3 protein-coding genes are annotated in these 6,482 nt (G+C 36.4%); 2 read left to right on the plus strand and 1 reads right to left on the minus strand.

Features of this window, described 5'->3' with window-relative positions:
- Positions 1-2 precede the first annotated feature (2 nt).
- Positions 3-701, plus strand: a complete 699-nt coding sequence (locus ABIL69_07910; GenBank protein MEO0123911.1) for a protein-L-isoaspartate(D-aspartate) O-methyltransferase — start codon at positions 3-5, stop codon at positions 699-701.
- A gap of 211 nt (positions 702-912) precedes the next feature.
- Positions 913-4,260, plus strand: coding sequence for a T9SS type A sorting domain-containing protein (locus ABIL69_07915; GenBank protein ID MEO0123912.1), 3,348 nt, complete (start codon positions 913-915; stop codon positions 4,258-4,260).
- Between the two features lie 8 nt (positions 4,261-4,268).
- Here ABIL69_07915 and ABIL69_07920 read toward each other — a convergent pair.
- Positions 4,269-6,482 (minus strand): tetratricopeptide repeat protein (locus ABIL69_07920; GenBank protein ID MEO0123913.1); only part of this gene is annotated, 2,214 nt, incomplete at its 5' end.

A 6,482-nucleotide genomic window follows, 5' to 3' on the forward strand; every position in this document is an offset into this window, starting at 1 on the left:
CTATGAAAAGACTTGCCTTGATTTTAATATTATCTTTGAGTTGCACCCAGAATACAAAAAAGGAATCACCCTGGTATGAAATTGCACGCCGGCAGATGGTGGATGAACAGATTATCGCCCGTGGAATTAAAGACTCAAATGTGATAAATGCGATGCTAAAAGTTGGGAGACACAAATTTGTACCAGAGGAGTACGAAAAATATGCTTATACCGATGGGCCGTTGCCGATTGGTGAAGGACAGACAATTTCTCAACCATATATCGTTGCACTTATGACTGAAGTTTTGCAATTAAAAGGCAGGGAAAGGGTTTTGGAAATTGGAACAGGTTCTGGTTATCAGGCAGCGATTCTTTCTTTGATTGTAAAAGAAGTATATACTATAGAAATAATTCCTTCCCTTGCCGAATCTGCCAAGAAACGGCTTGAAAGTTTTGGTTATAAAAATGTCTATGTAAAATGTGGAGACGGATTTATGGGGTGGCCCGAAAAGGCACCTTTTGATTGTATAATCATTACCTGCGCTGCACCAAGAGTTCCAGAACCATTGATTGAACAACTCACCGAAAATGGTAGACTTGTGATGCCCGAAGGCGATGAATTTCAGATGCTTGTTTTATACAAAAAAATAAATGGTAAATTAGAAAAAAAGGAACTCATACCCGTCCGCTTCGTTCCAATGAAAGGGAAGATAAGGGAATAGTATTAAAAAAAATAATTCTTGACAAGAAAAGAAGTGTAAATATAATTTAAACAGGTTGGGGATGTAAATTGTTTTCGTAATTAAATGCTATTGAAGTTTTAACAGATATTTTGTGAGCTTTTATATAGGTTTTATTCCTACATATAGAGGTTCTCAGAACATCTGGAAAATGATTTGCCAAAAAATTTTGGTGATTATTAAGGAGGTTATGATGAAGAAACTTTTGTTGTTAATTTTGATTATCACACCTTTTATCCTTTGGGCACAAGTAGATGTTGATTCCATATACCTATGGGATAACGACCGTGGAAAATCAATGCAATATTTTCCTGTGGTTGGTGCACGAAATTGGGGGGCATTCATCGGCTGGCAGGATTCAAGATGGAATGACTATGATATCTATAGGCAGCAAGTGCGCTGGAGTGGTAGTATGATTGGGGGTAACACAATGGTAAGCATTGATTCTTTCTGTCAGTATCAACAAATTTATCCGGATCTGGAAGGTAATCCCAGCAATCAATGCGTCTTCGTTTGGGAGGATTCAATGTATCAACCCGGTAATCAAAGGCCAACTGAAATAAAGGCAAGGATTTATAATAATATACCATTTACAGTTTATTCTGGTTCTCGGTCTCAAAAGCGACCTTCAGTTTCTTGCAAAAATGATGGACAATTTGTTATTTCATTTACAAACTACGATCCTGGTAATTATCCACGGATAGATTGGCGCCTTTATGATGCTAATGGCAGTCTATTAAATAGTGGTATTGCGAAATTGATTGATTCTTTGAGGCATCATATTCCAATTTCCCGTGTGGCTTTTTGTGATTCGGGATTTGTTGTCGTTTATGATGATTCCAGCGGTGATGGTAGTCAGCGTTCAGTATATTTGCAATATCGCAATAGAAACGGTGATCTTATAGCAGAAAGAATAAGGGTAAGCAATACTGGTGGTAATGAAGATTATCCTGCAGTCTCCGTTAACCAGTATGGATTTGGTGCGATTGTCTGGCAATACTGGTATGGTGCCGCTGATATTGATATTTATTGCAGAACCTTCCAGATGAGGCCCGGTACTAATAATATTACCCTTAGCCCAGAGATTGCTATTACAACAACCACTAATAATTCACGCTTTCCACGTGTTACGGTTTTTCCTAATAATGATTATTTTATTGTATGGGATGAATTTCGTAGCGTTGGAACCGGTTTCGACATCATGGGACGTGCCTGGATTGGTTCAAGTTTAAAGCCGGAGTTCACTATAAATCAAGACACCCTTAATCAGGGTTATCCTGATGTGGAATGCAAAAATACAGATAGTTGTATTGTAGCCTGGGTGAGCCAGGAACGTCTGACAATTATGGGTAAAAATTATTTTGATATTTTTTGTCGTGCGTATTTCAAAACTAATGATAATATGATACCTCTTGGTGACACAATTCGTATAACTCCATATGATACCATAGGAGGAAGAAAAGGCTGGTATTTTGATGACGAAAATTATGATAATCCTTTGACTTCTGACTGGAACGAAGATCCGATTGATGAACCTGATTCAATATTTCTTGACCTTGATTCAGCGATCGTTGACCAGATAATGGAATTAAATACGAATGGACAATATCGCATATTTAATGAAGATACTTTGGCAGGGCGTCAAAAGTCAAGGGATTTACTCAATTATGATGCAGTCTTTGTAAACCTTGGCTATAGAACAGATGAAGCATCCGCCGGTGTGATAAACACCACCGAACAGGCAACGCTTGTTGATTATATAAATAGTAGACAGCCAACAATGATTGAAGGCAGTGATTTTGGCGAGATGTATAATGGAACTGCGTTATTCAATAAGTATGGCGCAAATTATCTCGGACCAGGTGCATCATACATACAGGGTAACATAGATACACTTTATGGTGTTACGGGAACTTCATTCGCAGATGAAACTTTAAAATTCAATTACAAAACTCTGGTAGATAACTATCCGGATTCAATCAGTGCCAAATCAGGGTATGAATTAATTCTTAGGGGGAGTGGTGCAACGGATAGATGGGCAACCGGTAGGGCGGTTGGCTCCGGGACATACTGGAAAGAACATAGCGAACCAATTCAGGATAGTTTCAAAGTTTATGCCACTTTCCCATTGAGTGGAATAAGAGGTACAGTTCATCCTCATACTTATGCTGAATTTTATCGCAGATTACTCGGTTATTTAGGATTACACTGCCAGCCCGAACCAATAACTACATTGACCGCCACCACCGGGTCTTCAGAAGGAAGGGTAACGATGACCTGGAGAGTCGTCTCAGATGATAAACCAAATGAATCCGCCGAAGGAAATTATAAACTCAAATTTTCACGCACTAAAATAACTTCCGAAACCGCGTTCAACGATTCCACAGAAACATATTATCAGACATGGAATACCGCATCACAGCCTGTTAAGACTTTAATCACCCAGAACCTGATAGGATTACCACCAATGGATACACTTGTCTTTGCGTTAAAAGTCAGTGATGAAGAATCATTGTGGAGTGCATTGGGGGCAGAACCAAGGGCAGTTGTTGCGGGAGATTCGGTTACCCCGCATACGATTATCTTTGGAACGAATTATGTTAAGGATTTTTCAAATAAATACGAATTCATTGATAGACGCAGAAAAAATGATACCGGAACGGATTTTGACTCCCTTTTTGTTACCTGGAATTATCCGAATTCACCGGCTTTGTTTGAGTTTGGTTTTGCAAGGTGCAATTTTAATACCGAAGGAGATTTGTTTATTTATGTTGATACAAAGTCAGGTGGCGCGGATAGCACCGTACCCTATAATGGAACTACAGGCAGGTCTGGTTTCTTTAAAACCGCGGTGGATAGCTTCAGACCAGATTATTGCTTAATTATAGAAAATGCAAATATTAGACGATACAGAAAATGGGTTGCAACGAAGGATGGGCGAGGCTCTTGGGTTTCTGTTGATTCCGGTGGCACCGTTGTCGTGGAAGATAATGTAGTAAATAATTTTATGTATACGGAGGGTTATATACGTTATGATACGATGTCGTATACCGCAGGTAATTCCTTTAAGCTCGTTGTTTTGATGACTGAAGAAACCACAAATAATATTATAAACGCATTTCCTATTTCTAATCCTCTTGGCACATACAAAAATATTGTTCAATATTATTCCTGGGGTTCTGATGGTTTAACTTCAGGAAAAGTTCCAGCCCGTAGACAACTGATTGGAATTGAAGAGGAAATGAATCCAAAATCTAAAATTTTAAATTCACGATTATTGGCATTTCCAAATCCATTCTACAAAAAGACTAAAATATTTCTGCCCGCAAAATATGTTGCAACGCAGGATATTTCTTTAAAAATTTATGATGTAAGTGGTCGGCTTGTGAAAGAATTTAGCAATTTAATCATTAAGGAATCTGATTATGTAGTCTGGGATGGCTTGGATAATAATAATGATTTGCTACCGCCGGGAATTTATTTCTGTAGGTTTGCAATACGAGATAAGGATGAAATAATTAAGATTATCTATCTGAAATAGCTGTTGGATTAGTCTGAAAACTTTGATAAATTTTTCTTGTTTCCCTGGCTAAATTCTTTGGTCATTTCCTTAACAATTTTTTTGTAGTTTTTAAAATATTCTTCAGAATCTTTGTTTTTTCCAAGTCTTCTGTATATTTCTCCAGTAATTAATAGTGATTCTGCCAATAATTGCTTACTGCTACACTGATTGGCAAGTTCATTAGCCTTCATCAGAAGGTTAAGTGCTTTTACATATTCAGTTATTTTAACTAATCTTTTTGCATTGATTAGATAAACAAAGGATTCAAGTATTCTATCACCGAGTTCCTGCGCAAGTCTTAGAGTTTTCTCCAAAGTTTTTTCTCCCTGATTTGATAAACCGATATTGAATTGAACTTCTGATAATTTGGCATTGGTCCAGGCAAATAATCTTTTATTGCCGATCTGTCTTGTTAAATCAGACAATTGTTCAAGGATTGGTTGTGCATTTTCATATTTCTTTGTATTGATAATCCCATCTGCTTTTGCATCAAGCACAAGTGAAAGAATTTCTAAATCATTTACTTCTCTTGCTTTCTTCTCAATATCGTTTAACATTTGCTCAATTTCTTTAGTATAACCTATTTTTATTTTTACAATTTCTTTAGCGAGTAAAGAAATAATTCGGTTCCTTCGATCTCCGATTCCTTCAAAGATATTTATACTTTGTGATAATTCATCAATTGCTTCTTTGTAATTGCCAGAATAGTAATAATCCAAGCCCAGAGAGCGGTGTGCCAGTGCTTCATTAAAAGGATCCTGGATCTTTTTTGCAATTTCTACCGCTTTTTTATGATAACCTGTTGCTTGCATCAAATTCCCTTGATATAGATGAACATCCCCAATATTTATATTTAATACAATATTCTGTTGTGGTTCGCCGAGCATCTGTACTATTGCCAAAGATTTTGAAAAATATTCATACGCTTTATCTAATTGCCACATTCTTCCATATACTTCTCCTATGCTACCCAGCGCTAATGATTCCATAAGCCTATCTCCATATTTTACTGATAGATCAATCAGATTTTTCAAATTTGATAGACATTTATCAATATCTCCCGCCAGCATTTGTGAAATTGCAATCTGATGTAAACTGCGCAAAGTATTTTCTTTATCACCGATATCTTCAAAAATACTATGTGCTATACTGTAATATTTAATTGCACTAATCAAGTTGTCCTTTCTTTCGGCAACATTACCTAAATTTAGATTTGCTAATGCCATACTTCTTCTATCTCCAAATTCAATACACAGATTTATAACATTTAAAAAACACCTTTCAGCCATGTTTAAATTACCGATATGCATATAGTAGTTGCCCAAATTATTTTCAGCAAGCGCTTGGATGTTTTTATTTCCTATTTTCTGAGCTGTTTTTCTTGCTTTCAGCAAATAATTTAAAGCCTTTTTGGGTTGTCCCATTTGCCGCAGGATTTCACCCATGTTTAGATTGGCGCCTGCTTCGTCTGTTGATGATTTAAGTTTGCGAGCGATGGTCAATGAAAGTTTTTGATATTTTACTGCATTAAACAAATTTCCAGTTAATCGTAATACTAAACTACTTCTTCTAAGAATTTCCATCTTGTCACGCAACTCTTCAGATGATAATTCTTTTTTGTGAAGTAATTCCAGTGCCTGGTCAAAGAAGTTCAAAGTTTCTTTTAAAGCATAGAGACGATATGATTTATCAGCCGCTGATTTCAAATAATGAACTCCTTTTCGCTCATCATTAGAACGGGCGAAGTGGTGGGCGAGTCTCTCTAAATTTTCAAAAATCTTTTCTTCGGGGATTCTTTCTAATTCTCTACCAATTTCTGTGTGGAGTTCTTTTCTTTTTGTTTTCAAAAGTGAATTATAAACCACTTCATATGTCGTAGGGGTGGTAAATTCATAGGTATTGGTTTCAGACTTTGAAACCAAAAATCCTTCAAAGTGTTCTAATCTTTCAAGTTCTTCAACCAAATTACTTTCTGAAATTTTTAAAATTTTAGACAAAATGGTGGGTTCAAATGATCTACCTAAAACTGACGCATATTGGAGTATTCTTCTATCCAATTCACTCATTCTATCTATCTGGTCTAAAATAACTGAAGAGACAGATTCTGCAACTTCTAATTTTTTGAAGCGCTCTGTTGGAACATAACCTTCCTTTGTTCTTCTTATCCCATTTTTAATCATTAACATTTTTAAAATCTCGGT

This window comes from candidate division WOR-3 bacterium, assembly GCA_039802005.1.
Taxonomy (GTDB): domain Bacteria; phylum Hydrothermota; class Tepidihabitantia; order SM23-42; family JAOAFX01; genus JAOAFX01.